Annotated in this window: 23 protein-coding genes and 1 pseudogene; 14 read left to right on the top strand and 10 right to left on the bottom strand. The window is 63.6% G+C overall.

Features of this window, described 5'->3' with window-relative positions; all coding sequences use genetic code 11:
- Positions 1-26: 26 nt before the first annotated feature.
- The gene (locus ACX5I6_RS15730; protein WP_461841081.1) at positions 27-806 is read right to left on the bottom strand and encodes an SDR family oxidoreductase; all 780 of its coding nucleotides are present in this window, start codon (positions 804-806) and stop codon (positions 27-29) included.
- Between the two features lie 236 nt (positions 807-1,042).
- Between ACX5I6_RS15730 and ACX5I6_RS15735 the strand changes: the two genes are divergently transcribed.
- A complete protein-coding gene (locus tag ACX5I6_RS15735) occupies positions 1,043-2,509 on the top strand; it encodes an FAD-binding oxidoreductase (protein ID WP_461841082.1) in 1,467 nt (488 codons plus the stop codon).
- Between the two features lie 86 nt (positions 2,510-2,595).
- On the opposite strand, the pseudogene ACX5I6_RS15740 reads toward ACX5I6_RS15735, so the two are convergent.
- A pseudogene (locus ACX5I6_RS15740) lies at positions 2,596-3,131 on the bottom strand (GNAT family N-acetyltransferase).
- Between the two features lie 76 nt (positions 3,132-3,207).
- Positions 3,208-3,960 (bottom strand): lytic transglycosylase domain-containing protein, encoded by a 753-nt coding sequence (locus ACX5I6_RS15745; protein ID WP_461841733.1) that lies wholly within the window; start codon positions 3,958-3,960, stop codon positions 3,208-3,210.
- A 76-nt stretch (positions 3,961-4,036) separates the two neighbouring features.
- On the opposite strand from ACX5I6_RS15745, the gene ACX5I6_RS15750 reads away from it, so the two are divergent.
- Entirely contained in the window at positions 4,037-4,531 is a 495-nt protein-coding gene (locus tag ACX5I6_RS15750) for a nucleoside/nucleotide kinase family protein (protein WP_461841083.1), read from the top strand.
- Between the two features lie 221 nt (positions 4,532-4,752).
- Here ACX5I6_RS15750 and ACX5I6_RS15755 read toward each other — a convergent pair whose 3' ends face one another.
- Both ACX5I6_RS15755 and ACX5I6_RS15760 read right to left on the bottom strand, forming a co-directional pair.
- On the bottom strand, positions 4,753-5,367 hold the full coding sequence (locus tag ACX5I6_RS15755) for a gluconokinase (protein WP_461841084.1): 615 nt from the start codon (positions 5,365-5,367) through the stop codon (positions 4,753-4,755).
- Positions 5,364-6,770, bottom strand: a complete 1,407-nt coding sequence (locus ACX5I6_RS15760) for a GntT/GntP/DsdX family permease (RefSeq protein WP_461841085.1) — start codon at positions 6,768-6,770, stop codon at positions 5,364-5,366. Before ACX5I6_RS15760 ends, ACX5I6_RS15755 begins: the two co-directional genes overlap by 4 nt.
- Positions 6,771-6,924: 154 nt before the next feature.
- Here ACX5I6_RS15760 and ACX5I6_RS15765 point away from each other — a divergent pair, with 154 nt between their 5' ends.
- Together ACX5I6_RS15765 and ACX5I6_RS15770 are read left to right on the top strand one after the other, a co-directional pair.
- Positions 6,925-7,641 carry a FadR/GntR family transcriptional regulator gene (locus tag ACX5I6_RS15765; protein ID WP_461841086.1) on the top strand — a complete coding sequence of 239 codons (717 nt, stop codon included), beginning with the start codon at positions 6,925-6,927 and terminating at the stop codon, positions 7,639-7,641.
- A 175-nt stretch (positions 7,642-7,816) separates the two neighbouring features.
- Complete coding sequence (locus ACX5I6_RS15770) at positions 7,817-9,202, top strand: MBL fold metallo-hydrolase RNA specificity domain-containing protein (RefSeq protein WP_461841087.1); 1,386 nt, start codon at positions 7,817-7,819, stop codon at positions 9,200-9,202.
- 69 nt (positions 9,203-9,271) lie between these two features.
- Here the strand turns inward: ACX5I6_RS15770 and ACX5I6_RS15775 are convergent, their stop codons facing one another.
- Positions 9,272-9,994 carry an HNH endonuclease family protein gene (locus ACX5I6_RS15775; protein WP_461841088.1) on the bottom strand — a complete coding sequence of 241 codons (723 nt, stop codon included), beginning with the start codon at positions 9,992-9,994 and terminating at the stop codon, positions 9,272-9,274.
- A 173-nt stretch (positions 9,995-10,167) separates the two neighbouring features.
- On the opposite strand from ACX5I6_RS15775, the gene ACX5I6_RS15780 reads away from it, so the two are divergent.
- Complete coding sequence (locus tag ACX5I6_RS15780) at positions 10,168-10,569, top strand: VOC family protein (RefSeq protein WP_461841089.1); 402 nt, start codon at positions 10,168-10,170, stop codon at positions 10,567-10,569.
- Positions 10,570-10,578: 9 nt separating this feature from the next.
- On the opposite strand, the gene ACX5I6_RS15785 is transcribed toward ACX5I6_RS15780, so the two are convergent.
- Positions 10,579-11,115 (bottom strand): NADPH-dependent FMN reductase, encoded by a 537-nt coding sequence (locus ACX5I6_RS15785; protein ID WP_461841734.1) that lies wholly within the window; start codon positions 11,113-11,115, stop codon positions 10,579-10,581.
- A 151-nt stretch (positions 11,116-11,266) separates the two neighbouring features.
- On the opposite strand from ACX5I6_RS15785, the gene ACX5I6_RS15790 reads away from it, so the two are divergent.
- Positions 11,267-12,928, top strand: a complete 1,662-nt coding sequence (locus tag ACX5I6_RS15790; RefSeq protein WP_461841090.1) for a phosphodiester glycosidase family protein — start codon at positions 11,267-11,269, stop codon at positions 12,926-12,928.
- Between the two features lie 35 nt (positions 12,929-12,963).
- Here ACX5I6_RS15790 and ACX5I6_RS15795 read toward each other — a convergent pair whose 3' ends face one another.
- Positions 12,964-13,827 (bottom strand): NAD-dependent epimerase/dehydratase family protein, encoded by an 864-nt coding sequence (locus ACX5I6_RS15795; RefSeq protein ID WP_461841091.1) that lies wholly within the window; start codon positions 13,825-13,827, stop codon positions 12,964-12,966.
- Between the two features lie 335 nt (positions 13,828-14,162).
- Between ACX5I6_RS15795 and ACX5I6_RS15800 the strand changes: the two genes are divergently transcribed.
- The 4 genes from ACX5I6_RS15800 (at position 14,163) to ACX5I6_RS15815 (ending at position 19,331) form a co-directional block, all read left to right on the top strand.
- Positions 14,163-14,798, top strand: coding sequence for an N-acyl homoserine lactonase family protein (locus ACX5I6_RS15800; protein WP_461841092.1), 636 nt, complete (start codon positions 14,163-14,165; stop codon positions 14,796-14,798).
- A gap of 500 nt (positions 14,799-15,298) precedes the next feature.
- Positions 15,299-16,363 (top strand): neutral zinc metallopeptidase, encoded by a 1,065-nt coding sequence (locus tag ACX5I6_RS15805; protein WP_461841093.1) that lies wholly within the window; start codon positions 15,299-15,301, stop codon positions 16,361-16,363.
- Positions 16,364-16,597: 234 nt separating this feature from the next.
- Positions 16,598-17,725: an L-talarate/galactarate dehydratase gene (locus ACX5I6_RS15810; RefSeq protein ID WP_461841094.1), complete on the top strand. Its 1,128-nt coding sequence runs from the start codon at positions 16,598-16,600 to the stop codon at positions 17,723-17,725.
- Positions 17,726-17,948: 223 nt separating this feature from the next.
- Positions 17,949-19,331 carry an MFS transporter gene (locus ACX5I6_RS15815; protein WP_461841095.1) on the top strand — a complete coding sequence of 461 codons (1,383 nt, stop codon included), beginning with the start codon at positions 17,949-17,951 and terminating at the stop codon, positions 19,329-19,331.
- Between the two features lie 145 nt (positions 19,332-19,476).
- Here the strand turns inward: ACX5I6_RS15815 and ACX5I6_RS15820 are convergent, their stop codons facing one another.
- Both ACX5I6_RS15820 and ACX5I6_RS15825 read right to left on the bottom strand, forming a co-directional pair.
- Entirely contained in the window at positions 19,477-19,965 is a 489-nt protein-coding gene (locus ACX5I6_RS15820) for a GyrI-like domain-containing protein (protein WP_461841096.1), read from the bottom strand.
- A 30-nt stretch (positions 19,966-19,995) separates the two neighbouring features.
- Positions 19,996-20,322: a MerR family transcriptional regulator gene (locus tag ACX5I6_RS15825; protein ID WP_461841097.1), complete on the bottom strand. Its 327-nt coding sequence runs from the start codon at positions 20,320-20,322 to the stop codon at positions 19,996-19,998.
- A gap of 955 nt (positions 20,323-21,277) precedes the next feature.
- Between ACX5I6_RS15825 and ACX5I6_RS15830 the strand changes: the two genes are divergently transcribed.
- The 4 genes from ACX5I6_RS15830 (at position 21,278) to ACX5I6_RS15845 (ending at position 26,763) form a co-directional block, all read left to right on the top strand.
- Positions 21,278-22,786, top strand: a complete 1,509-nt coding sequence (locus tag ACX5I6_RS15830; protein ID WP_461841098.1) for a glycoside hydrolase family 32 protein — start codon at positions 21,278-21,280, stop codon at positions 22,784-22,786.
- Positions 22,786-23,796, top strand: coding sequence for an aldo/keto reductase family protein (locus ACX5I6_RS15835; RefSeq protein WP_461841099.1), 1,011 nt, complete (start codon positions 22,786-22,788; stop codon positions 23,794-23,796). Before ACX5I6_RS15830 ends, ACX5I6_RS15835 begins: the two co-directional genes overlap by 1 nt.
- Positions 23,797-23,939: 143 nt before the next feature.
- Positions 23,940-25,010: a LacI family DNA-binding transcriptional regulator gene (locus ACX5I6_RS15840; RefSeq protein WP_461841100.1), complete on the top strand. Its 1,071-nt coding sequence runs from the start codon at positions 23,940-23,942 to the stop codon at positions 25,008-25,010.
- Between the two features lie 79 nt (positions 25,011-25,089).
- Positions 25,090-26,763 (top strand): ABC transporter substrate-binding protein, encoded by a 1,674-nt coding sequence (locus ACX5I6_RS15845; protein ID WP_461841101.1) that lies wholly within the window; start codon positions 25,090-25,092, stop codon positions 26,761-26,763.
- The last annotated feature ends 73 nt before the right edge of the window (positions 26,764-26,836 follow it).

Genomic DNA, 26,836 nt, shown 5'->3' on the forward strand with positions numbered 1-26,836 from the left:
GCCGGGCGGCCCGGGTGGCTGCGGGGTCACCAGACGGAGTCGCCGCGCAGGACGGCGTCGCTGCCGCCGTCGATGTAGACCACCTGACCGCACAGATGGGTATTTTCCTCGCCGCCAAGCCAGGCCAGCAGGCGCGCCACGGCGATCGGTTCGGCGATGCCGTTCAACGGCATCGGCACCATCGCAAGCAGGGCTTCCCGGCCTTCGGCTGTTTCAATCAGGCCCGCCGTCATGGGGGTGGCAATGATGCCTGGGGCGACCGCGTTGAGCGGGATGCCTGCGCCGGCCCACTCCGGGGTGGCCGCCTGCCGCCGGACCCAGCGGGAGAGTGCCAGCTTGGTGGAGGCGTAGATCAGTCCCCCTGTGGTTTCCGGTTCCCGGGCCAGTACCTCGGCGCGGGCCAGCGACGCCGCTTCGTCCCCTGCCGTAAGGAGGGAAACGAGGTCGGGGTCGCTGGGCATCAGGGCGGCCATGGAGGAGACCAGCACGGCCCGCGGGGCAGGGGAACCGGCCAAGAGCGGGCGCAGGCCATCGAGGGTGGCGACGGTGCCGAAGAAATTCACCGCCACGGTAGCCGCCGTGGGGGTGGCCAGGCCAGCCACCGCATACACGGCGTCCACCTGCCCCGCCAGGTCCCTGACTCCCTGCACCAGTGCTGTCCGCCCTGCGGGGGTTGAAAGGTCGGCGGTCACGTCGGTGCCGTGGATGTCCACGCCAATGACGCGGCCGCCCCGCTGCTCCAGCAGCTCCTTGGTTGCCTTGCCGATGCCGGAAGCGGCACCTGTGACGACTGATATCCGGGTCATTGGATCCCCTTGCGCGTTGCTGCGGTGACGTGTGCGGTTTCACAGTAAAGGGGGCGTTGGCGGGCAGGACAGGGTCCAACGTCCCCTACGGCCAGGACCGGTCCGATGGCTCCCCGTCCTCCCTTGACCCCGCCGGGGGCCAGGCGTATACCGAAAGAATCATCATGCTGGCCCCCGCTGGGCCCTGTATGGAGCCGGCTGCCCCTGGTCTTGGACACGAAATATCTGGAGTTGTGATGGGTAGCGAACGTTTCGACGTGCTCCGCGAACAGGTCCGCGGGCAGGTCATCGAAGAGGACGACGCCGAGTATGAGGCTGCGCGGCTCGTCTACAACGGCATGATCAGCCGCCGTCCGGCAGCAGTCCTGCGGGTCTCGCAGGTGGCGGACGTCCTGGCGGCCGTCCGATTCGCCAGGGGCCTCGGGATCGAGGTCGCCGTGCGCGGCGGCGGACACAGCGCCCCGGGTTTCGGGACGGTCGACGGCGGGCTCGTCCTTGATTTCTCGGCGCGCCGCGGCGTGCGCGTAGACCCCGCAGCACGGCTGGCCCGGGTGGAGCCCGGCGCCACGTGGGCGGACTACAACCACGCCACGCATGCGTTCGGGCTGGCCAGTACCGGCGGGATTATCGGTTCAACCGGGGTTGCCGGCCTCACGCTCGGCGGGGGCATCGGCTACCTCTCCCGGAAGTATGGGCTGAGCTGCGACAACCTTGCTTCAGCGGACGTGGTCCTTGCCGACGGCACCTTCGTCACGGCCAGCGAAGCGGAAAATGTGGACCTCTTTTGGGCGCTGCGGGGCGGAAGCGGCAACTTCGGCGTGGTGACGTCGATGGAATTCCGGCTGCACCCGGTGGACATGGTGCATGTGGGGATCATGTTCTTCGACGCCTCGGCCGGGGCTGCGGTGGGCGCAGCCTACCGGGAGTGGATTGCCGCCGAGCCCGACGAGATGGGGGCCTTCCTTGGATTCCACCAGGGACCGCCGGTTCCGTTCCTTCCGGAAGAATGGCACGGGAAGCCGGTGGCCGTGATTGCCGGCATGTGGACGGGCGATCTGGACGCGGGACCGGCACACTGGCAGCCGATGCTTGACGCGGGAACGGTGCTGGGCAGCTTCTTCGCACCCATGCCGTACCCTGCGCTGAACATCATGTTCGACGGACTCAGCGGCGTGCCGGGCCTTCAGGGCTACTGGAAGGCTGATTTCCTGCGCACCCTCAGCGACGAGGCGTTGCGGACCGCCGTCGAGTACGCACCGGGTATTCCCAGCGTCCATTCAGCCAACCACTTCTATCCGATCGACGGGGCGGTCCAGCGGGTGGCGCCCGAGGCCACCGCTTTCGCGTACCGCGACGTTGACTTTGCACCGGTCATCGCCGCGCAGTGGCCCGACCCGGCAGAGAACGAGCGGAACATTGCCTGGGTGCGGAAATACTGGTCCGCGCTGCACGAGTTCTCCGAGCCCGGCGGCTACCTCAACTTCCAGGACGCCGACGACCAGTCCCGGATCGAGGATACCCTCGGGTCGAACTATGCGCGGCTGGCCCACCTCAAGGCGAAGTACGATCCCGACAACTTCTTCCACGTGAACCAGAACATCAAGCCCACCGCGGCGGCCGCCACGCCGGGACCGGAAGCCGTGCCGCACGAGGACGCTGCGCCACCCGCGGCGCATCCGGCCGAGGGCGCCGCAACGTCCTGAGGCGTGCGTGGCCCCCTGTAAAGGTCAGGGGGCCAGGCCTCCACGCAGCCGGGTACGGCGCGTCCCTTTGCCGAGTGCCGGCGTCGTTAAAGGATGCGCTGGTACATGCGGTGGTCCTGCCACTGGCCCGCGATCCGCAGGTAGGCCCGGGCGGTGCCGTACGCCTCGAAGCCATTCTTTTCCAGCACCCGTTGCGATGCCGTGTTGTGGACGAGCGTGGCGGCCTCGAGGCGGTGCAGGCCGAGTTGGGCCTTGGCAATGATCATCGCCGCGGCCAGCGCGGACGTCATGAGCCCTCCCCCTGGGCGTCCTGCGCGGTCCAGTAACCCACATGGGCGTTTTGGAAGGCGCCGCGGACGATCGAGCTCAGGTTCAGCAGGCCGACCACTGAGTTGTCCGCCACGAGGACCATGGGGAGTGCGGTGCCGTCGTCGAGGTCCTTCAGCCGGCGGGTGAGGACGTCATGCTGGCCCTGGACCGTGTAAAACTCCTCGGGCCTGACCGGTTCCCACGGTGCGAGGTAGGCGCGGTTGGCCTGGAACGCGGCGGCCAGCGGCCCGGCATCGGACAGGTGGACGGGACGGAGCACGATGCCGTTGGCGAGTTCGCAAGAGAAGTCCACGCGCCCAGACTACCCGCCGTGCGGGTGTGGCGGATCGCCCCGGCAGGGTGCTACAGCGCGGCCCGTGCCCGCCGTGCTACTGGGCGGTCCCCGTCTTCGCGGCATAGGCGGTGGCCTGCGCGCGGACTTGCCGGATGTAGGCATCTGACTGGTTGTACGAGTAGATGGCATCTGTCCACCCCTGCGCGGTGGTCAGGTCGCGGCCGTGGGCGCACAGGTACGTCGCGGCGGTGAGGGCTGCGTCGTCCAGGTTGAACGGATCCGCCACGCCGTCGCCGTTTCCGTCCAGGCCCGCCATCTTCCAGGTGGAAGGGATGAACTGCATCGGTCCAACGGCGTGGTCCCAGCGGGCGTCACCATCCAGGGCACCGCCGTCCGTGTCAGGGATGGCGGCGAAGCCGGCGCCGTTGAGGCTTGGGCCCACGATGGGGCCCGTTGCTTGACCTTCACTGTCCAGGCTCCCTCCGCCGTAGCTTCCGTGCGCCGATTCGACGAAGCCCACCGCCGCCACCGTGTTCCAGCCAATCCCGCAGCCAGGATTGGACCCGTTGGCAGCCGCAGCCGCGGCAACATATGTGCGCAACGCGGGAGCGGGGATCCCGGTCTGCGCGGCCGCCTGCGCGAGCCACCCGCCGTCCGGGGTCCTGGTCACATTCACCGCCGTCGTCATGCCGGCGGACAACGCATCCATCTTTACGGCCGCCCGGGGCGGCGGCGAAAAGACCCCGCGTGCGTCCGCAGCCGGCTGCCCGATGGCCCAGAACGAGAACGCCGTGATGGCGCCCACCAGGAAGAGGCAGAGAACCAGGTAGCGTTTGAAACGGAGCACTGACCAATCAAACCATTTCCGGCCGCAGCCGGTTGACTGCTGGGTACCATCAGGCATGGGCAGAAGGAATTACCTGGTGGAAGGTGGTTCAGGGACTGGAAAAACCGCGGTCTGCGACGAGTTGCGGCGGCGCGGTTTCCAGGCCATCAACGGCGACCGGGAGCTGGCCTACCAGGGTGATCCGGAAACCGGAGAACCACAGGCGGGCATCACCGGCGTCGCTGCGCATCAGCACCACCTCTGGCGGGTGGGCGAGGTCGAAGCCATCGCCTCGGACCGCAGTGAAGCGCTGACCTTCTTCTGCGGCGGCTCAAGAAACCTCGAAAAGTTCATCCACCTGTTTGACGGCGTCTTCGTCTTGGAGGTGGACCTGGAGACGCTGCAGCGTCGGCTTGACGGGCGGCCCGATGACGAATGGGGCGGGCGGCCGGCGGAACGGGCCCTGATTGAGCACCTGCACAGGACCCGGGAGGACATCCCGGCTGGCGGCATCACGATCGACGCCACCGTGCCGCTCCGTGACGTGGTGGACGAGATCCTGCGGCGGGTCCAGCCGACGGGCGGGGCCTGAATCTCACCGCGGCGCCAGCATTAGGGCGGTCTCTTGAGGCCGACGGCGCAGCATGCGGTGCTGGCCGGGAAGCCACCCTGGGCCGACGCCGGGGGGCTTTAAGTGCGGTCCCCCCGTCGTTGCGACCGGACCGGCGCCTGCAGGGCCTATTCGGTTCCGGGTAAAGCAAAATGCAGCGCGCCATTGGCGCGCTGCATTTTGTGGTCACTTCTGAGGAGGCGTCAGCCGTCGCTGCCGGCAGCGGACGTGCCGGCGGATGAAGTGCCTGGCCGGGGGTGGCCGAGGGCCGAGGAGCCTGCAGCAGGGGAAAGACCCAAACGGCGGACGATTTCGGCTGCTTCCTCTGCGGGAGTCCGGCCGACGTCGATGACGACGGTATTTTCCTCGGGTCCCGGAGGTTCCAGGGTGGCGATCTGTGAATCCAGCAATGTGGCCGGCATGTAGTGGTCCATGCGGCTCGTCAGGCGCCGGGCGATCTGTTCCTTGGAGCCCGAAAGATGCACAAAGACGACGTTCTTTTCGCGGAGCCGGTCACGGTAGATCTTCTTCAGCGCTGAGCAGGTAATGATGCCTGGTATCCCGGCCATGGTGTGTTCGATGATCCATGAGGCGATCGTGTCCAGCCACGGCCAACGGTCTTCATCGGTCAGCGGGATGCCGGACGCCATTTTTTCGATGTTCTCAGGTGAATGGAGATCGTCGCCTTCCTCAAGGTCCCAGCCAAGCTGGCCGGCGAGGATGCCTGCCACCGTGGACTTGCCGGAACCTGACACACCCATGATGACAAGGACGGGCTGTTGGTCGTGCCCTGGTGCGGGCACTGAGTCCTGCGTCATGGAATCACCACGGAAAGAAGCATCACCAGGCCGAAGCCGACGAGCGAGATCAGCGTCTCCATCACGGACCAGGTCTTGAAGGTCTGGCCCACGGTCAAACCGAAGAGCTCCTTCACCAGCCAGAATCCGGCGTCGTTGACGTGGGAGAGGAATAGCGATCCTGCGCCCACCGCTAGTGCCAGCAGGCCTGCGTGCACCGGCGAAAGGGACGTGGCCAATGGAGCGACGATGCCGGCGGCCGTGACGGTTGCGACGGTGGCCGAACCCGTGGCCAGCCGCATGGCAACGGCGATGAGGAACCCAAGGACCAGCACCGAGATATTCGCCCCGGTGGCCCATTTCGCGACGGCGTCTCCGACGCCGGCCCCGATCAGTGTCTGCTTGAAACCGCCGCCGGCGCCGACGATGAGGATAACCGCCGCGATCGGTCCTACGGAGGCACCGATCTTGCCGCCGATCTTGTTGCCCGAGAAGCCGACGGCATAGCCGAAGGTCACCAGGGCCAGGAGCACTGCGAGGGTCATGGCGACAAGCGGCTCACCGATGAAGTCGAAGAACACGCGTGCTGCGCTCGGGTTCTTCGCATCCGGGGAGATGATGTCAACGATCGCCTTGAGGAGCATGAGCACGACGGGGAAGACGATAGTCAGCAGGGTGACGAGGAAGGACGGCTGGCGTTTGGCGTCCGGGTCGGCCTGCGTGTGTTCGGTGTCGATACCGCCGGCCAGCTTCGGTGCGTCGACGGGAACCCAGCGCGCGGCGTAGATCGCGAAAAGCGGCCCGCAGATAATAACGGTGGGAATGGCGATCAGGAGGCCGAGGGCCAGGGTGATGCCGAGCGGGGCGTTCAGGCTGGAAATGGCAACCAGGGGGCCGGGGTGCGGCGGGACCAGTCCGTGGAGCACGGAAAGGCCGGCAAGGGCTGGAATGGCGACGCGCATCAGCTTTCCGCCGGAACGCTGGGCGACCAGCACGATGACCGGCAGCAGGAGGACCAGGCCGATCTCGAAGAACATCGGCAGACCGATGATCACCGCCACCAGGGCCATGGCCCACGGGAGGAGCTTCGGAGAGACCTTGCCAAGCAGGGTGTCCACCACGCGGTTCGCTCCGCCGGAATCGGCAAGGAGTTTGCCCAACATCGCGCCGAGGGCAATCAGCAGGCCCACTTCCTTCAGGGTGTTGCCCACGCCATCTTCGAAGTTGCTGATGACCTTGTCCAAGCCGACGCCGGACGCCAGCCCGACAAAGGCCGAGCCAAGTACCAGTGACAGGAAGGGATGAAGTTTGAATTTGACGATCAGCAGCACGATAAGGGCAATGCCGATCGCGGCGACCACCACGAGTTGGGTGTCGTGGCCGTTCCAGGGCTGCGCTGCCGCAGGAAGGAGGAGGGGTGTCATGGGTTTCCTTGGGTTGGGGCGGAACCGGGATCTGTTTGTTTTTGACCGGACCGCCAAATATGCTGTGGATCACCGTACACACTAAATACGATTTATGGAACCCGGCGGCGCTGCCAACAAATTGACGTGCCTCCGGCTCAAGGGGGACGCTGCGATGACTGATCAACCAGGGACCGCCCGGCACATCAGCAGGCATTCTGCGATCGTCGAGCGGCTCGGGAGCGACATTACGTCCGGCAAGCTGGCCACCGGCCTGGTACTCCGCTCCGAAGACATGGAGCAGCAGTACGACGTCACGCGATCTGTGCTCCGCGAAGGCCTGCGCGTCCTGGAAACACTGGGAATGGTGACCTCCCGGCGCAGCGTGGGCGTATCCATCCGCCCCCAAGCCGAGTGGAACGTCTTCGATCCACTCGTGGTCAGGTGGCGCTTGAACGGTTCAGGCAGGGCAGCCCAGCTTCGATCACTGACTGAGCTCCGCTCCGCCGTCGAACCGCTGGCCGCGAAACTGGCTGCCACGCGGATAGCGGCGGAGGACGGCCGCCTGCTGCTTGAACTTGCGGCAGGACTTGAAGTCACTGCCGAAGCCGGCGACCTCGAAGCCTTTCTACCCCTGGACATCCAATTCCACGCGTTGATCCTCAAAGCGTCCGGCAACGAGATGCTGCTCAACCTCGAATCGGCGATCGGAGAGGTCCTGACCGGGCGAACCCAACACGGGCTGATGCCCGACCGGCCCGAACCCGAGCCGCTGCGCCTGCACCTCGAAGTCGCACGGGCCGTTGTCGCCAGCGAACCCGCGGCAGCACATGCGGCCATGCAACGCATCGTGGACATCGCGGGCCAGGAAATGGACGCAATTTTGGGATAGGGACCCGGAGTGCAGGTAGAAACCCAGGTTCCCCTCCCCGGCGGCAGGGCGTTAGGCCCTGTCGGTGCCACCAGGTCAGGTATCTACTGAAAGGACGGCGGGCCTTGCGTGGCCCCTAACGGCCAGCGAATCGAGCGCATGGTGACTCACCCCGCCGGGCGGGAGAGGAGCAAATATGAGCGGACAGCAGCCCCCTGCGCTGCAGTTCCTTGGCGCGACAGATACGGTGACAGGTTCCCGGTACCTGATTCGTTCGCAAAATCACCGGATCCTTGTTGACTGCGGACTTTTCCAGGGCTACAAACTCCTCCGGGACCGAAACCGTGCTCCGTCGCAGATCAGCCCCGCGAACGTTGATGCAGTGATCCTCACCCACGCCCATTTGGATCACAGCGGGTACATCCCCGCCTTGGTACGCGATGGCTTTCGCGGTCCTGTTTACTCGACACCCGGCACCGCGGAACTGTGTTCCCTCCTGCTCCCGGACAGCGGTTATCTCCAGGAGGAGGAAGCCCGGTATGCGGACCGCACCGAATCGTCAACGCACCATCCGCCCATGCCCTTATATACCGCTGACGACGCCGTCCGGTCGCTGGACAGTTTTCAAACCCGGAACTTCGACTCCCCTTTCGTACTGCCAGGGGGAATCGAGGCAACATTCCTTCCCGCCGGCCATATCCTCGGGGCAGCACAGGTACACCTCAGACTCGCAGGCCACACCATGCATTTCACCGGCGATCTGGGACGCAGGAACGATCCCCTGATGTACCCGCCCCGGGACCTTGAGCCCACTAACGTCCTTGTCACGGAATCCACGTACGGCAACCGGGCACATCCACAAGGAGACCCGGAAGCTGAACTCGGCGAAATCATCAGCCGCGTGGCCAAACGACATGGAGTCATCATGATCGCTGCATTCGCCGTCGGCCGGGCCGAGACAGTCCTGCTGTACCTTTCGCGCCTGGTGGCCCGCCATGCAATTCCCGCCATCCCCATATACCTCAACAGCCCGATGGCCATCGACGCCTCCGGGATTTATCAGCGCCACCGCGAGGAACACAGGCTGGAACAGCACGACTTCGAAGCCATGTACAAGGTCGCGAAGCCCATCCGCAGCGCGGACGAATCCAAATTGCTCAACCTCCGCGGCGGACCCATGATCATCATCTCCGCCAGCGGCATGCTCACGGGCGGCCGGATCCTGCACCACCTCGCGGCCTACGGCCCAGACAAGCGCAATGCCATCATCCTTAGCGGATACCAGGCGGGAGGCACACGCGGCGCAGCACTCGCCGCAGGTGGGAAACACCTCCGCATCTACGGACAGGATGTCCACATCGAAGCCGAAGTCATCCAGATGGAAGGCCTCTCCGCGCACGCCGACTCCAATGAACTGCTCCAATGGATGCAGACCGCCCCACAGGCGCCAGACATGACCTACGTCACGCACGGGGAACCGGACGCCGCCGACGCCCTCCGTGCCCGAATCAAGCGTCAACTTGGCTGGAACGTCCGCGTTCCTGAACACCAGGAGACCATTTCGCTCGAAAACCCCCGCTGACACCGGGCCGTTCACAGCCACCGCCTGCCTGATCGTCCCGCACCCTGGGCAGGGAGCTGCACACGGGCTCTATTTGCAGCCCTCAAGGGTACGGGCAATGGAATCATGCTCGGCCTGCGTGACCCAGAGACTGTATTTGGCCTTCACAGACGTTTGGCGGGCGACATACTCGCATCGGAAGGCTTTGTTCGGCGGCAGCCACGTCGCCGCGTCACTATCCCCCTTGGCGGCGTTGGTCGGTCCGTCCGCCGCCATGAGATTGAGCGGGTCGTTGGCGAGCTCCTCGCGCAGCTCATTACTCAGTTCCTGCGCACCCTTTTGCCATGCATCACTGAGTGGAACGATATGGTCGATCTGGACCTTGGAGCTCGTGTCCTGGCCGCGGACGAAGTTGATTGTTGTGGCGGTGTATTTGTCGGCCAAAGTGCCACTGGCGACTACACAGTTGTTCGTGTTCGGCTTGAAAGTCTTGTCGACGAGGTCCCGCGCGAGAATGTCATTCCGGGTGTCACAACCGTTGTGGTCAATATCCGCCCAGGCTGGACCGAACTCATCGCGGGTATAGCCGGTCTTGGGGGCCCGACCCTTGACTTGGATGGTTTCCAGTAGGTCGAGAGCTTTCGCGGCGTCAACGGAAGCTTCAGGATCCACCGTTGCTCCCGAGGCGATGCCTGGGCCACCCCGGACGTCGTCAAAGGCGTGGGCTGTGGCGTCGCATCCGGCCAATGACCCACCCAGCAGCAAGACGGTTGCGGCGGTTAGGACTTTGGAAGTCTGAAGGGCGGTTTTCATGGTCCTCTGGATCGCTGGGGGTCGTTCCACGCTAGCTTTGAACGACCGCCGCGGCGTGTAACCGCCTCCGTGGTGCCTGCCACACGCGTCGGACCTGCAGTCCCCCGGCAACATCCGTTCTGACACCGTGCTCTCCATCCGCTGAGCAAAGAACGCCGTGTACGCTGTGGGCCATGACGGCGCCGCAAATCTATGTCATGTTCCCCGGCACGGCGCGTGAAGCACTTGCTTTCTACGCGGACGTTTTCGGCGGCGAACTCTCCTTGTTCACTTACCGGGAGTTCAGCCGGGATGACGGACCACCGGATGCCATAGCCCACGGCGTCCTCTCTGGCCCGGTCGCCGTGGCCGGGGCGGACGCGGCCACAGGCGAGAAGACTGTCCAATCTGAGGGGCTGATGCTCTCGCTGCTGGGAACGGCCGAACCTGCTGTTCTTCACCAGTGGTTCGACGAGCTCGCTCTGAGCGGCCGCGTGATCGATCCCCTTGGCCCGAAGCCATGGGGCGCGGCGGACGGCCAGGTCATCGACCGCCACGGGCTCCACTGGCTCATCGGTTATGAGACGGCGCCCTGAGCATACCCGTCATTTGTAGTCGATGGCGCGGCCTTTGGCGAGGGTTTCGGCCCACCACTTGAGCCCTTCGGCGAGGGCTTTGAGCCGGGGTTCGATAGGCTCGAAGACGCTGAAGTCAGCAGGGTTTTTGGATTTCAGTGCTGGGCGTATGACGTCAGGCAGGATGTGCACGGCCTGGCGGATGGCTGCCATGTCAAGTTCCATTGCCACGAGTCGGAGTTGTTCGATCGCCCGCGAGCCCCCTACCCCGCCCCAGCCGACGAAGCCAACAGGTTTGCGCTGCCATTCGATGAAGGTGTGATCGATGGCGTTCTTCAACACTGCGGGGTAGCCGTGGTTATATTCCCCGGTCATGATGACGAACCCGTCCGCTTCATCAATTTTGCGGCCCAGGGCGGCAATTTCCTCGGTTGGGTAGTTACGCCCGGTGACGGACGGCGGTTTCTGGTCGAAGAACGGCAGCGGATAGTCGCGGAGAAGAAACGCCGGCGCCGATGACGTTATTTCATCGGACCTTTGGGCTCCGAACCTGGGCTCGCTACTCAGTGAGGTTCACGTCTACGAACGGGGTTACGGTATCGGGACGGAACATCTGGACACGGTCCCCCGAACGGCTGATGAACACTGGTCGAAGGCATGAATAAACCCGGCGTGTGGGAGCGGGCCCTGACTTCATGGCGCTTTAGTGTCGATAACCATGATCACCCCCAATCATCGTCGCCGCCGTGCGGTTACCATCGCGCTGGCCGTGTCCCTCCCCTTCGCCGTCCTCACCCCCGCGAGCGCCTCCACCGCGGCGCCATCGGCGCCCGATAAGCAGGCGGCAGCACCGGCACGGACCTCACACCTGGACCTTGGCGCGCAGGACCTGCCCGAGACGAGGAACGTGACCACGCTGGCCCCGGGCCTGACCCGGACCACGATCACGCGCGGCGCCCCTAACCAGGATTTCTACTGGACCGCCGAAGTCGCGGTCCCGTCCACCTCGACCGACCCCGACGCCCCGGCCTCCGCCCTGTCCACACAGGCACAGGCTCAGAAGGTTGCCGACAAACTCAACGCAGCCGGAGTCACCGCACGAGTCGAGCACGTCCAGTCACCCCAGCTCGCCGACGCCGGCGGCGACCTCGGCTACCGGGTCCGTGCGGGCCACTTCCAGACCAAGGCCGACGGCACCGCCACCGCGGACCAGATCAAAGCCGCGGGCTACAAATCCTCCGTCATCTACACCGGCTGGGACGGCGACGCCGGCACCAGCGAAAACGACCGCGGACCCTGGAATCTCCAGGTGCTCACGATTGATCCGAAGGAATTCCACGGCGACCTCACCTCCTCCTTCGGCCCCAACCTGGAAGACCGCGAAACCACCAGCCAGCTCTCCGCAGCAGCAGGGGCACTGGCCGCCGTGAACGGCGGGTTCTTCACCATGGACCCCGCAGCGGGCGCCCCCGGGGACCCCGCCGGTGCCGCAGTCCACGATGGCAAGGTCCTCAGCGAACCCGTCGGCGACCGACCCTCCCTCATCCTGGATAAGAACGGCACCTCCATCCAGCGGTTGCACTGGCACGGCAAGGTTACCGGCCCTGACTCGACCGGACTCACCCTCGACGGCATCGACCGGGTCCCCGGGCTCATTCGCAACTGCGGCGGCACCGACGACACCCCGACCAACCTGCCCTTGCACGACTTCACCTGCACAGACGCGGACGAGATCGTCGCCTTCACCCCCGAGTTCGGCCCCACCACCCCGGCCGGCCCTGGACTCGAAGTCGTCCTGGACGCCCAAGGGACGGTCACCGCCGTCAACCACACGCGCGGGGCCGCTGTGCCCGCCGGCGGGCAGACGGTGCAGGCGATCGGCGCCGACGTCGACAAGCTCGCCGCCGTGGCCGTCACGGGCAAGAAGCTGAAGGTCGACGCCGATTTGCTCACCGAGAGCGGCAAGGCGCTGAAAACAACCCCTTCGACAGACGTCGTCAACGGCGGCCCGACCCTGGTCCAGGACGGGCGGCTGGACGTAACGGCCAAGCGCGACGGCATGGTCCGGACAAACGACAGCAACAGCTTCTTCTACGGCTGGGTCCACAAGCGCAACCCACGCACCTTCGCCGGAGTGGACGCCCAGGGACGTACCCTCCTGGTCACCGCCGACGGCCGCCAAACAACCAGCCTTGGCCTGAGCCTGAACGAAGAAGCCCACGTAGCCAAGTCCCTCGGGATGGTCAATGCGATGAACCTCGACGGCGGCGGATCCACCACCATGGTCCAGGGCGGCCAGATGGTGAACTCCCCCTCGGACGCCACCGGCGAACGCCCCGTCGGGGACGCCCTCCTCGTACTCCCGGGCCGCAAGCCGTAATCCAACCCCACCCATCCAAGGATCCGACCGTCCCGTTACCCAAGTCCGTTCGACGGTGGGCTGGTGCGCCAGGTGAATTGGGGGTCGTAGCCCAGCAGGCGCCGTGCCTTGTCGATGGAGAGCAAGGTCTCGTGTTCGGCCAAGACCTTGGTCACTCTGACGTTGGGGTACACCTCGGCCGCCAGGCTGGCGCTGGAGCGGGTCATGACGGTGTCCGCGTTGGCGATGATGAAGGCCTCGAACCCCGGCTTGCCGTTCTCCAGTGCCCGGAGCACGGCTTGCGCCCCGTCGCGGCCATCGATGTAACCCCAAAGGTTCCACTTGCGCAGCATGGCGTCGGCGTCGAAGGACGGAAACGCTTCGTAGTCCTCCGGATCCATGACGTTCGAAAACCGCAGCCCAACGATGCTCAGTTCCGGGTCCCAGCGCGTCAGCTCGATGGCCATCTGCTCCTCCAGGCGTTTGACGAGAGCGTACGTGGTTTCCGGCCGGGCCGGGTACTCCTCATCGACCGGGAGATAGGGCGGGTCGACGTCGAACGGTGTTCCCAGCACCGTCTCACTGGAGGCGTACACCACCTTCTTTATCCCGGCCCGGCGGGCCGCCTGAAACACGTTGTAGGTGGAGAGCATGTTGTTCTCAAACGTCGCCGCATCCGGCATGAGGCCCGGGGCGGGGACCGCGCCCAGGTGGACGACTGCATCAAAGCCTGAGTGCCTGCGATCCACGCCCAGGAACGCGTCGACCACTTGGCCATAGTCCCGAAGGTCCACCACGACCAGACCGGGGCTTCGCTCACCAGCCCGGTCCAGGTTCAGCACCCAGTGCCCCTCACTCGTGAGGCGCCGCACCACGTGCCGGCCCAGCTTCCCGCTTCCACCAGTCACCGCAATCTTCATCGATATCCTCCTCAGAATTGTTTGCCCCGCCCACTGCCAGGCTCACGGCAGGCCGCAGGGGACCATTGCCCATGTCAACCGGTCCAATCAACACCAAACCTAGACCGCAGACCCCTTTCACGCGTGGCCCTCCCGGTCCTAGGACAACCCGACCTACCCCGTGCAAAAGTGAACGTAGTTTGCGATCAGGACCCGCAGCATGTCCTTCATGGTGGTGCCCTCGTGGGCGTTTCTCCGAGCTCGGAAGCTGGAATGTCCTAGACCGTGCGGGGTCCATTGCCGATAGGCTGTTGCTCCGAGAGAGGGACAGCTACCTGAACAACGAGGTCTAAAAAGTGGATTCTGCTGCCATTCCCGTTACCCCCGTTCGCGTGGCCGAGTTGTTGCCGGAAGGCCAGCCCACGCCAATGCCCGTCTATGTGCACGTCATAGACCATCCCGAAGGACGCGTGCTGGTGGACACGGGCATGACTGACCTTCACCCGGCGGTCGCCGATATGGACCCCCGCCTGTATCCGCTCAAGGACCAGGGCTTCGACATCCGGAGTGTGGACATGATCGTCAACACGCACCTGCACTTCGACCACTGCGGAGGCAACCACCTCTTCGCGGGCACGCCGATCTACGTCCAGCGACAGGAACTCGACGACGCCCGCAACCAGAATGACTACACCATTCCTGAATGGGTGGATGCGCCAGGGATTCACTACATCCCTGTAGATGGGGAATTCGAACTGCTACCCGGCCTGCGGCTTCTTCCAGCCCCCGGGCATACCCGGGGATCACAGGTCGTCGTCATCGACAGCGACGCCGGACCGACCATCATCGCAGGCGATACCGCAGTCTGGTTCGACGAACTCGACAACCCCAAGACGGAGGGCCAACACCTGGTCCGCTCTCTGAATCCGCAAACCGTGTGGATGACGCATGAGCACACTCCCTGGACGCCTCGAACCAACACAACCCGGTAGGCCAAAACCAGATTGAGCTGCATGAGAGCTGCGGCCGTCGTGATCAGCCTGGCGTCTCCGCCACCGCGGGCTCCAGGCCCGGGCGATTGCGGATCACGGACGTACTTCAGGGGTGGCGCGCGTCCCGCTCTTGGGCGTGTTTGGCTCCCGTCAGAACGCTGCCCGCGTGTCGAACGCCGCAGCCGATTCGCGTAGCAGCCGAGCAACGGTATCGACACTTGGAACCCGCCGATAAGCTCGCATGCGAAGCAGTTTCCGAGGCATCGGCGACTGTAGAAGCCTGCACCAGGGATGCCGGAAATTGTACGGAGATCTCCAGTCAACTCCCCCAAAACAGATTAGGGAGGCAGAACAATAGATTTACGCGCTAAGTGATCCTTAGAATTGGCAGACCAAAACGCGGCCTTTTATGGCCCTAATATCCGGGTTTTCCCAACCGGCGCAGGGAGTGCAGGGGCTCCCCACTGAATTCAGCTCGTAAGAATTGCCAGGAGGCAACAATGAATTCGCTCCCCCGCAAAATCGCAAAGTTTCTCTCGATGGCCACATTTCTCACCCTGGTCATATCCGGCTGCAGTTCGCAGCCTGATATACCTGCCACCCAAGGGCCACCCGCTGCCCCAGCAACTTCTGCGGCTCGCACAGCGGATTCTGCAACGACACCAGCGACCAATACGGACACCCCGCAATTTGAAACTCCCACCCCTGCCGTCACACCCACAGCGCAAAGGCAAACCGTCACCGCGACTGCTCAACTGCCAACCGCCACCGCAACTGCCAGTTGCTCAAGCACCGACAGGCTTAACCCGGGCCATTGCATTGAGAGCGACTCATTGGGAGATGCACCGCTCGGTGCTGCGCCTCCGCAAAGCCAGATCATTCCAGGGAGCGACTACTCGTACACCGTGGAGCAGTACCTGAATTTCGTTATGGAAGATGTAGGAAACCAATGGGCGAAGTGGTTCCCTTCGGTTGGCCTGCCGCAACCGTCCGTTTACTTCATCCTCGTCGAGCCAAATACGACAACCACGAGTAAATGCTTCACTGCACCCCTCTCCAGTGATCATCCGAACTCTTATTACTGCCCCAAGGACAGCGACAGCCAACATGACGGGACAATTATTCTCCCCGTCACGACCTTCCAGAAGATGTGGACAGGGGACGTCTTCGAACGCAACAGCAAGGCCACGGGTGATTTTGCTGCCGCCATACTTGTGGCCCACGAGTTCGGCCATCACGTTCAGAATGCGATCCGACTGGGTTACAACAAGTTACATCCGGAAGCGCCAATATCGGCGGCACCTCAAGGAAAAAACATTGAACTCATAGCCGACTGCTTCGCAGGCAATTGGATGGCTACCGCCTATTACGAAGGGCTGCTGGAACCAGGTGACTACGAAGAAGCCATTGCTGGCCTGGAGGCCATTGGCGACACACTCCCCGGCGGAACAGCCCCGCACGGCTCGGCAGACGAACGGAAAACGGCGCTCTTGACCGGCTACAACGGTACGGCGGAAACGAAGTCGGGCGATCCCCTCGCCTGCATCTCCACCTACTGGAAGTAGGGGCGGCAGGCTTGTTCGCCAGGCCGGGAGGGGCTCGTCGCAGGCTTTGTGGGCCGTCAGCCTGATGACCTGAAGCGTGCTCCTTAGCGAAAACAGGTGAATTCCATGCACGGGAAAGCGCGACGCTAAGGGAAGATCCTGCGACGGCGGCATCAAGCTACCTCTTGTAATACAAGTTATCTACTTGTATTATATGTGAGCGGGGTAACGTCGCCCCTTTCCCTAGGAGAATGAATGAGTACCGTCGATCTGATCCGGCACGTCAAGCTGTCCACCGCACGCCTGCCCCTCACTGTTCCCATCAGTGACGCCAAGGTATTTACCGGCCGGCAGAAGCCCATGACCGAGGTGGTCTTCCTGTTCGCCGAGATCACCACCGAACTCGGGCATTCGGGCATCGGCTTCAGCTACTCCAAACGGGCCGGCGGACCGGCACAGTACGCCCACGCCAAAGAGGTCGCCGAGGGCCTGATCGGCGAGGACCCCAACGACATCGCCAGGATCTACACCAAACTCCTGTGGGCCGGGGCCTCCGTGGGCCGCTCCGGCGTCGCCACCCAGGCCCTGGCCGCCGTCGACATCGCCCTGTACGACCTGAAGGCAAAACGCGCGGGCCTGCCACTGGCCAAGCTCCTGGGCTCGTACCGCGACTCGGTACGGACCTACAACACCTCCGGCGGCTTCCTCAACGCCACCCTCGAAGAAGTCAAGGACCGGGCCAGCCGGTCTATCGAGGAAGGAATCGGCGGCATCAAAATCAAAGTAGGCCTGCCGGACAGCACGGAAGACCTCCGCCGGGTCGCCGGCATCCGGGACCACATCGGCCCCGACGTCCCACTGATGGTCGACGCCAACCAACAGTGGGACCGCGCCGCAGCCCTGCGCATGGGCCGCCGCCTCGAAGACTTCAACCTGGCCTGGATCGAAGAACCGCTGGACGCCTACGACTTCGAAGGCCACGCCCACCTCGCCCACGTCCTGGACACCCCCATCGCCACCGGCGAAATGCTCGCCTCCGTCGCCGAACACAAAGCCCTGATCAACGCCAACGGCTGCGACATCATCCAACCCGATGCCCCACGCGTCGGCGGCATCACCCAATTCCTCCGACTCGCCGCCCTCGCCGACGAACGCGGCCTGGGCCTAGCCCCGCACTTCGCCATGGAAATCCACCTCCACCTCGCCGCCACCTACCCCCGCGAACCCTGGGTAGAGCACTTCGACTGGCTGGACCCGCTGTTCAACGAACGCCTCGAAACCAAAGACGGCCGGATGATCGTCCCGGACCGCCCCGGCCTCGGCATCACCCTCAGCGACCAAGCCCGCGCCTGGACAACCGAAAGCGTGACCTTCGGCGCGTAACTGCCGCTCCGGGCGCGCACGGTTGCCGGCGCCCACAGAACCCACGCTTGCCGCCGTTCGCGCCTACGGCGACACGGCCGAAGCACACAACGCTCCGGCTTCCCCCTGCGCCACACAGCGCAGCACCGAGAACTAAACCCACGAGTGTTCGGATGTCCCGACCCGGCCCACAGACGCCGCAGTGAACCCGACCCCCGCGCTTTTTTCACGATAAGGAACGTCGATGTCCAATCCCATCATCCAATCCACCACCCAGGAAGCCGGACCAGCACGTCCTGCACGCACCAAGTCCCATACACGGTTCCTTGTGCTGGGGCTGATCTTCTTCGTCACGGTAGTGAATTACGCAGACCGCAGCAGCATGTCCATCGCGGGAACAGACATGACCAAAGAACTCGGGATGACATCAGTCCAGCTCGGGTTTGTTTTCTCAGCCTTCAGCTGGGCCTACGTCGTCGGGCAGCTTCCGGGCGGATACCTGCTGGACCGGTTCGGAGCCAAAAAGACCTACGGGCTCAGCCTCGCGCTCTGGTCCGCGGCCACTCTCGTGGTGGGCTTCGTCGGCCTGATCTCCACACCGGTTCTGGTATCGGTGGGCATCCTGTTCGCCCTACGCCTGTTCCTCGGGCTTGTGGAGGCCCCTGCCTTTCCTGCTAACGCACGTATTACCACCATGTGGTTCCCCACCAGCGAGCGCGGTCAAGCCACGGCAGTATTCAACTCCGCCCAGTACCTCGCCACAGCGATGTTCGCCCCCATCATCGGTTGGATGACCTTCAGCTTCGGCTGGCGCATCGGGTTCTACGTCCTGGGCGCCCTTGGCCTGGCCATGGCCGTCGTCTGGTTTCGCTGGATGAACGTCCCCTCAAGGCACAAACGCGTCTCCGCCACAGAAATCGAATCCATCCGGGCAGGAGGAGGCCTGGTCGACCTCGACGAATCGGCAACCCTCTCCCAGCGGAAGGCGACAATCACCCGGTCCCAGTTCAAGCAGCTCTTTACCAGCCGCATGTTTTGGGGTCTCTACGTGGCACAATACGCCGTCAACGCCCTTACCTATTTCTTCATCACCTGGTTCCCGATCTACCTGGTCAGCAGCAGGCACCTGAACATCATGCAGGCCGGTTTCATCGCGGCCATCCCCGCCCTCGCAGGCTTCGCTGGCGGCATACTGGGTGGATTCATCTCCGACCTCCTCCTACGCAGGGGAGTCCCCCTCACGGCGGCACGGAAAATTCCGTCGGTTGCCGGCATGGCACTGGCCATGCTGATCATGCTCTGCCCATTCACCGACAGCACTCCCCTCATCGTGACGCTCATGACTCTCGCATTCTTCGGTAAGGGGGTTGCGGCACTGGGCTGGGCATTCGCCACCGACATGGCCCCCAAGGAAGCCAACAGCGTCTCCGCCGCCATCATGAACGCCTTCGGCAACATCGCCGGCATCGTGACCCCCATCGTCATCGGATTCGTCATCGCGGCCACCGGGTACTTCGACGTCGCCCTCTGGTTCGTCGGCGCCCACGGAGCCGTCGCTCTGCTCGGCTACCTCATCATGGGCAAGGTACAGCGGCTCGAATTCACCCACGACAAAGCACAGAACTAAACTCCCCTGGCGCCCAAGCCCGACTCGCCGAAGAGAATGCCGCAAGATGACTCGTGCCACGGGTTCCTCTTCGCCGCTGCTTCCTTCAGGGTTCGACTGGATCGCTCACCCAAATCACCTGGCTGCCTTCAGAGAACGCATATGACTATGCCTCCACGACAGGCATGAACACTGAGGTCACGAGCTCGGCTTCGGGCGTTTGGCTCGGATCGTTGCGATAAATGTTGAAGTGGTGCGTCGCGAGGTCGTCATCTTCCCTGGCCGGCCGCCAATCGTTCTCGGCCATGAACGCTGCGATCGCTTCATGTGCCCGGGGAATCGCATCCGTGTACGGCCCGGTGACTGTAGCGGCCACCACGCGACGTGCGGGAAAGTGCAGCACGCTCAGTGGCTCCGCGGCCTCGGTATCGGGCGCTACCTCAAGGAAGACCGACTCGTCGACGTCATGCTCGCGGTATTCACCGTCGTGTTCGATGCACCCGCCAGCCCCCGTGACGCGAATCCCTTGGGCTGAGATCTCAGGCGTGAACCGGGCCCATAGTTCGCCCTCGGCAGTGTAGTCGGGCACCCTCCCGCGAAGGGTGATGAGGGTTTGCTCGGGCAACGTGGTGAGTTGGGCCGAGATGGTAGACATGGCGTCCTCCTGACGTTGTTGGTCCAGCATTCATTCAATGATTACGAGCCGTCGCAGGGCGGCTGACGATTCCTCGGCAAGGGCCGCTCGCTGAGCGGACAGGGCTTGTGCGTAAGCGGGGGTCCCCCGGGCAGCAAGGAGCGCCCCTATGGCAGACACACCAAAGCCCACGTCCCTGAGCCGCCGGATTTCGCTTGCCTCGCGGAGATGGTCGTGGGCATACCAGCGGTAGCCGGTGGCTCGATCGACAACAGCCGGAGCGAGGACTCCGTTCGCGTCGTAATGCAACATCCTGACACTGATCCTGCTGAGCGAGGAGAAGTGGCCGATGGGCATGAGCTTTGAGATATCGGTCATGCCTCTGATTCTCCGCGCTGACATCGTGTCAGAGTCCATTTTCTCGAAGACTCATTTGACGGCGCGCTGCGACCGACCAGCCGGGGTACCGACCAAAAGTAGCCTAAGTCCATCTCTCTTGGGCTACCCGCGCCGATGCTGCCACTGCCAGGCGTGCCGGAACATGAGGCCCATCGAGGTTCTCAGGGCTACCGGCTATAGCGACGAGCCGCCGGGACGCCCGTCCAGGGCTGTACGCGACCCCGTTCCAGTCAACGACAGGCTGGCACGTATCTCACGAATACGGTGCCGGGATTGGGAAATCTGCCATTCCCGGCAACGCCCCCCATGCAGTGGGCGACGGCGTACATGTGGAAAAACCCTTTGACACCAAACAGCTAACGCGGGTAACTTAGATCACGCACCAAGGTAACGCGAGTTACTAATAGTAAGACCAGACCACTAGCGGCCAAGGTCCAGTTAGAGAGAAGACTTCTGGAGCATCCAATGGCGGACACCGCCTCCCAAAGCCGGGCACGGAACTTCTCAGACATTGCTTCGCCAGGCAGCTATTGCTGCACACGGGGCGCCAAGGAGCCTCGTAGACGTGGGTTTTTAGGAACAAACACTTAGGAAGTTCATCAACCTATGCAGCAGGACAGCCGACCACTGCCATCCGGCAGTAATCGACTGTCCGGTACTAAAACGCTCTTCGGTCTGACCGCGAAATCAACATCGAAGAGCAAAACCCAACCCACCCTTCACCTTGCTGATGAAGAAAGGAAGAGACAGCTCATCATGACACAAACCAGATTCTTTCTTCAGGTCGAGCCAGGCGCTCTCCCCACGCGATGAACCTGAGAGCACCCCGACTCCTGCAATTGCAGCCAGTTCGATTTCGCGGTGCTCCCTTTACGCCAACACACGCCCGCTCCACAGGTCCGCGGACCGCAGTCACGGCCATGAAAAGAGAACAATGAACAGCATTACCACCACCGTTGAGACCTACAGGCCGGCCATGCACTTTGCCGCCAAAGACACGTGGCTCAACGATCCGAACGGGCTTGTCTTCCACGAGGGCACCTACCACCTGTACTACCAGAACAACCCCTTCGGAAACGTCCACGCCAATATGTCCTGGGGCCATGCGACTTCTGCTGACCTGGTCAGCTGGACGGAGCAACCGGTAGCGATTCCCTGTGATGACGACGAGGAAATCTACTCCGGCAGCATTGTGGTTGACGCCGAAAACACCAGCGGATTCGGCGCGGACGGTAAGGCTCCCCTGGTGGCCATCTACACCAGCGCGTACAAGCCGGGCTCCCTCCACGAGGGCACGCAGGCGCAGTCCCTCGCGTGGAGCACGGACGGCGGATACTCCTGGACGAAGTACGCCGGCAACCCGGTCCTGACCCGGAACTCGCCGGAATTCCGGGACCCCAAGGTATTCCGCTACGACGGCCCTTCGGGCAGCTATTGGGTCATGGTGGCGGTGGAGGCCCATGATTTCACCGTCCTGCTCTACCGCTCACAAGACCTCAAGAGCTGGGAATATCTCAGCACCTTCGGCCCCGCCAATGGCACGGGAGGCATCTGGGAATGCCCGGACCTTTTCGAGCTGCCCCTGGACGGTGACTCCTCAGCCATGAAATGGGTCCTGACGGTGAACATGAACCCCGGCGGCCCCAACGGCGGGTCCGCCGGGCAGTACTTCGTGGGAGAGTTCGACGGCGTCACGTTCAGTTCCGAGACAACCCTCACCGCGGGGATGCAGGACCCTGAGCGCGTACCCGACTACCAGTGGCTGGACTGGGGCCGGGACTACTACGCCGCGGTCTCGTTCAGCAACGTCCCGGGCGGCCGGCGGCTGATGATCGGCTGGATGAACAACTGGCAGTATGCCAACCACATCCCCACCTCGCCCTGGCGCAGCCCCATGAGCCTGGTCCGGGACGTGTCCCTCGTTTCCGTGAACGGGCAACCCCGGCTCCTGCAGCGCCCCGTACCGGAGGCGAGGGCAACTTCGACACCCGGTCCCGAGCAGCGGCTGGCCCTGAACGGCCCCGCAACCGTTGAGGGCGGCACTGCGGTACAGCTTATTGACATCACCTTCTCCCCTGGTGACGCCGAGGAGTTCGGGCTTGTGGTCAGAGGGTCAGCGGACGGGACGGTCGGGACACGAATCGGGATCCACGCCGGCAGCGGGGACCTGATCGTGGACCGCACCCACTCCGGCGACACCGACTTCCATGAAGCCTTCGCCTCCACCAGCCGCGCCCCCATTGCCGCAGCCAAGGATGGCAACTACCGCCTGCAGATCTTCGTCGACCATTGCTCAGTGGAGGTCTTCGGCAACGATGGGCTCGTCTCGGTGACCGAACTGATCTTCCCGGATCAAGCCCAAACTTCCCTCACTCTCTACTCCACCGGCGGCACAGCCGACGCAGTGCTCCAACTCACCAACTTCGAAAAGGCTGATGCCTAATGGAATACCGCAAATTGGGAGCCTCCGGCCTGTACATCAGCGAAATCGCCTACGGAAACTGGGTCACCCACGGCGAGCAGATCGACCAGGCCGCCGCGACGGAATGCGTCAAACAGGCACTGGAGTTGGGCATCACCACCTTTGACACTGCCGATGCCTATGCCGGAACCCGGGCGGAGGAAGCTTTGGGTGTCGCGCTCAAGGGAACACGCCGTGAAAGCGTGGAGATCCTTACCAAGGCCTACTTCCCTACCGGGGATGGCCGGAACGACCGCGGCCTGTCCCGCAAGCACGTCATGGAGTCCATTAACTCCTCGCTGCGCCGGCTCCAGACTGACTACGTGGATCTCTACCAGGCGCACAGGTATGACTACGAGACTCCGCTGGAAGAGACCATGCAGGCTTTTGCCGATATTGTCCGGGCGGGGAAGGCACACTATATCGGGGTGTCGGAGTGGACGGCGGACGAAATCCGCTCCGGCGTTGCCCTTGCCAGGGACCTTGGGGTCCAGCTCATCTCCAACCAGCCGCAGTATTCCATGCTGTGGCGCGTCATCGAACCGGAAATCGTTCCCCTGAGCGAGGAACTGGGCATTGGCCAGATCTGCTGGTCTCCGCTCGCCCAGGGAGTCCTCACCGGCAAATACACCCCCGGCGCGGCGGCCCCGGAAGGCTCCCGCTTCCGAGGCGACAACGGCAAGCTGAAGAATGACCACCGCTTTCTCAACGAGGACATCCTCATCCGCGTCCAGAAATTGAAGCCCCTGGCCGAAGAGACGGGACTGTCCATGGCGGCTTTCGCGGTTGCATGGGTACTCCAAAACCCCAACGTCTCGGCAGCCATCGTGGGGGCATCCCGGCCCGATCAGCTCGTGGACAACGTCCGTGCCGCAGGAGTGAAACTCGACCAGGAAATGCTCCTGAGGATCGATGACATCCTCGGCCCCGTCATCGAAAGAGACCCGGGAAGGTCGAGTCCTTCAAGGACCGCCCCTAACAGCAGCAGCTGAAGAAATGTATTGACACCATCTAGTAACGCGGGTAACTTAGATCACAGCCTGAAAGTAACGCGAGTTACTAGGCTTAGATTCACCCCATTGCCTCCGTATTAGCACGGGCAACCCCAGCTCAACGAAGACCTCTGGAGCATTCAATGGCGAAGACCACCTCCCCCGACAAACCCGGCACTGCCCGGCAGCGTGGCGTCACCATGAATGACGTAGCCAAGCATGCCGGAGTATCCCGGACAGCTGTTTCATTCGTGCTGAACAACCGTGAAGACGCCAGCATCTCGGAGGAGACCCGGGTCCGCATCGCTGAGGCGGTTCAAGCTTTGGGCTACCGTCCAAATGCCGGGGCGAGGGCGCTGGCATCCCAGCGCAGCGATTGGTACGGGATCGTCACCGAGATCGTCACGGCCCCATTCGCCGTGGACATCATCAAAGGTGCCCAGGACCAGGCCTGGAGTGACGGCCGGTTCCTCCTGATCGCCCCGTCGGACCAGGGTGATGCGGCCGGCCCCAACCAGGGGATGGAGGATGCTGCTGTGGAAAAGCTGCTGGAGCAGCGGGTGGAAGGCCTGCTGTACGCCGCAACCCACCACCGTGGCGTCCATGTGCCCCCCAGCGCGCACGAAGTGCCCACGGTGCTCGTCAACTGTTTCGACCTGGACGGAAAGCTGCCCTCAATCGTCCCTGACGAACGCGCGGGCGGACGGGTCGCCGTCGAACGCCTCCTCAAGGCCGGCCACACCAAGATCGGTGTGATCAACCTGGACCCCCGCATCCCGGCAGCTGTTGGGCGTTTGCAGGGAGTCCGGGAGGCCTTGGCCGACGCCGGCCTGGAGCTTGATCCGGAGCTCGTGGCGGCCGGGTATGCGACGGCAGACGGAGGCTACGACGCAGCCTGTCAGATCCTTGACCGGTACCCGGCCAAGGACCGGCCCACCGCCCTGTTTTGCCTCAATGACCGTATGGCCATGGGAGCTTACGACGCCATCAAGGAACGTGGCCTGGCCATACCCGGTGACATCGCCGTGATCGGCTTCGACAACCAGGAACTCATCGCGGCCTACCTCAGGCCCAAGCTGACCACTGTTGCGTTGCCGTTCGAAAAGATGGGCGCTCTGGGAGTCCAGACGCTCGCCGCCCTTACAGCCGGACAGCCGATCACTGCCAATCAGCAGTTGGTCGACTGTCCGCTGTTAGAACGCTCTTCGGTCTGACCGCGAAATCAACGTCGAAGAGCAAAACCCCAACCCACCCTTCACCTTGCTGATGAAGACAGGAAGAGATAACCCCATCATGACACAAACCAGGTTCCTCAAGTCCGCCCGCATTGCCGCGGCCGGACTGGCGGTAGGCGCGATGCTGCTGACCGGCTGCGCCGCCACCGGCAACAAGTCCGGCGGCACCGATGCCGCGGCCAACGCCAGCGCGTTCCTCACCATTCCCCGCGAAGACATGGGCACCTTCGTGCAGAACTTCAACCCGTTCGCGCCGACCGTCAACCCCATGGTCCAGCAGTCCATCTACGAGTCCCTCCTGGTCTTCAACCCGGCCAAGGGCAATACGGTGCCGTGGCTGGCCACCGACTGGAAGGCCGCGGACGACGGCAAGTCCATCACGTTCACCCTGCGTGATGGTGTGAAGTGGTCCGACGGCCAGCCGTTCGTTGCCGACGACGTCGCGTACACGTTCGAGCTCCAGAAGAAGCTAAAAGGCGGCTACGAGTATCTCGACGGCGTGACTGCACAAGGCAACAAGGTCACCTTCAACTTCAACAAGCCCTGGTCCCCCGCCCTGTACGACGTCGGCCAGCTCAGCATCCTGCCCAAGCACATCTGGTCCGCGCTGGCCGATCCGGAAAAGGACGCCAACGCCAAACCTGTGGGCACCGGACCGTACACCGAGGTGGACAACTTCCAGGCCCAGTCCTTCGTGCTGAAGAAGAACCCCAACTACTGGCAGCCGGACAAGCAGAAGATTGCCGGCATCAAGATGCTCGCGTTCGCCGGGAACGACGGCGCCAACCTCGCCGCCGCCAACGGCGACGTGGACTGGGCGCCCCAGTACATCCCGAATATCGAAAAGACCTTCGTCTCGAAGGACAAGGACCACCGGCACTACTGGTTCCCTCCGACCGGTGCCATGATCAACTGGCAGCTCAACACCACCAAGGCGCCCTTCAACGATGTTGATGTCCGCAAGGCGCTGAGCATGGCCGTGGACCGGGACCAGGTCACAAAGATCGGCATGAGCGGCTACGCGCAGCCGGCCGACTGCACCGGCCTCTCCGGCAACTACGAGACCTGGAAGAACACCCAGGTCAAGGACAACTGCACGTGGACCAAGCACGACGTCCAGCAGGCAAACGACCTGCTGGACAAGGCGGGCTACCCCAAGGGCCCCGACGGCAAGCGCACGCTCAAAGACGGCAAACCGTTCGAGTTCAAGATTTCCGTGGGTGCTACCTCGTCCGACTGGCTCTCCGTGGCCAACGTGATCTCCCAGAACCTGGCGGAGGTCGGCGTAACCGCGAAGGTGGACTCTCCGGACTGGGCTGCCGTGGTGGCAGGGTACGAAAAGGGTGATTTCGACTCCGGCATCGTCTGGAGTGCCAACGATCCCAGCCCGTACAAGTACTTCAACACCACCATGGGCTCCGCATCGGTGAAGCCGGTGGGCACCAAGGCCTCTGATAACTACCACCGTTTCGGCGACCCCAAAGCTGATGCCCTGCTGAGCGACTTCGCTGCAGCGACTGACCAGTCCAGGCAAAAGGATATTGCCAACAAGCTGCAGGAAGAATACAACGACGCCGCACCAGTGGTGCCGCTGTTTTCCGGCCCGGAATGGGGTGCATACAATGACACCCGCTTCACCGGCTGGCCCACGCAGGACAACCCCTACGCCACCCTCTCGGTTCGCGCACCCACCACGGTTCTGGTGCTGACCAGCCTGGAACCGCGCAAGTAGTCCCCCGCCCCTGAGGCCCATCTGGCCCTCAAGGCACCACACGCCCGACGGCCTGGCACATGCCATCAGCCGG

It is taken from the genome of Arthrobacter sp. MMS24-T111, assembly GCF_054888995.1.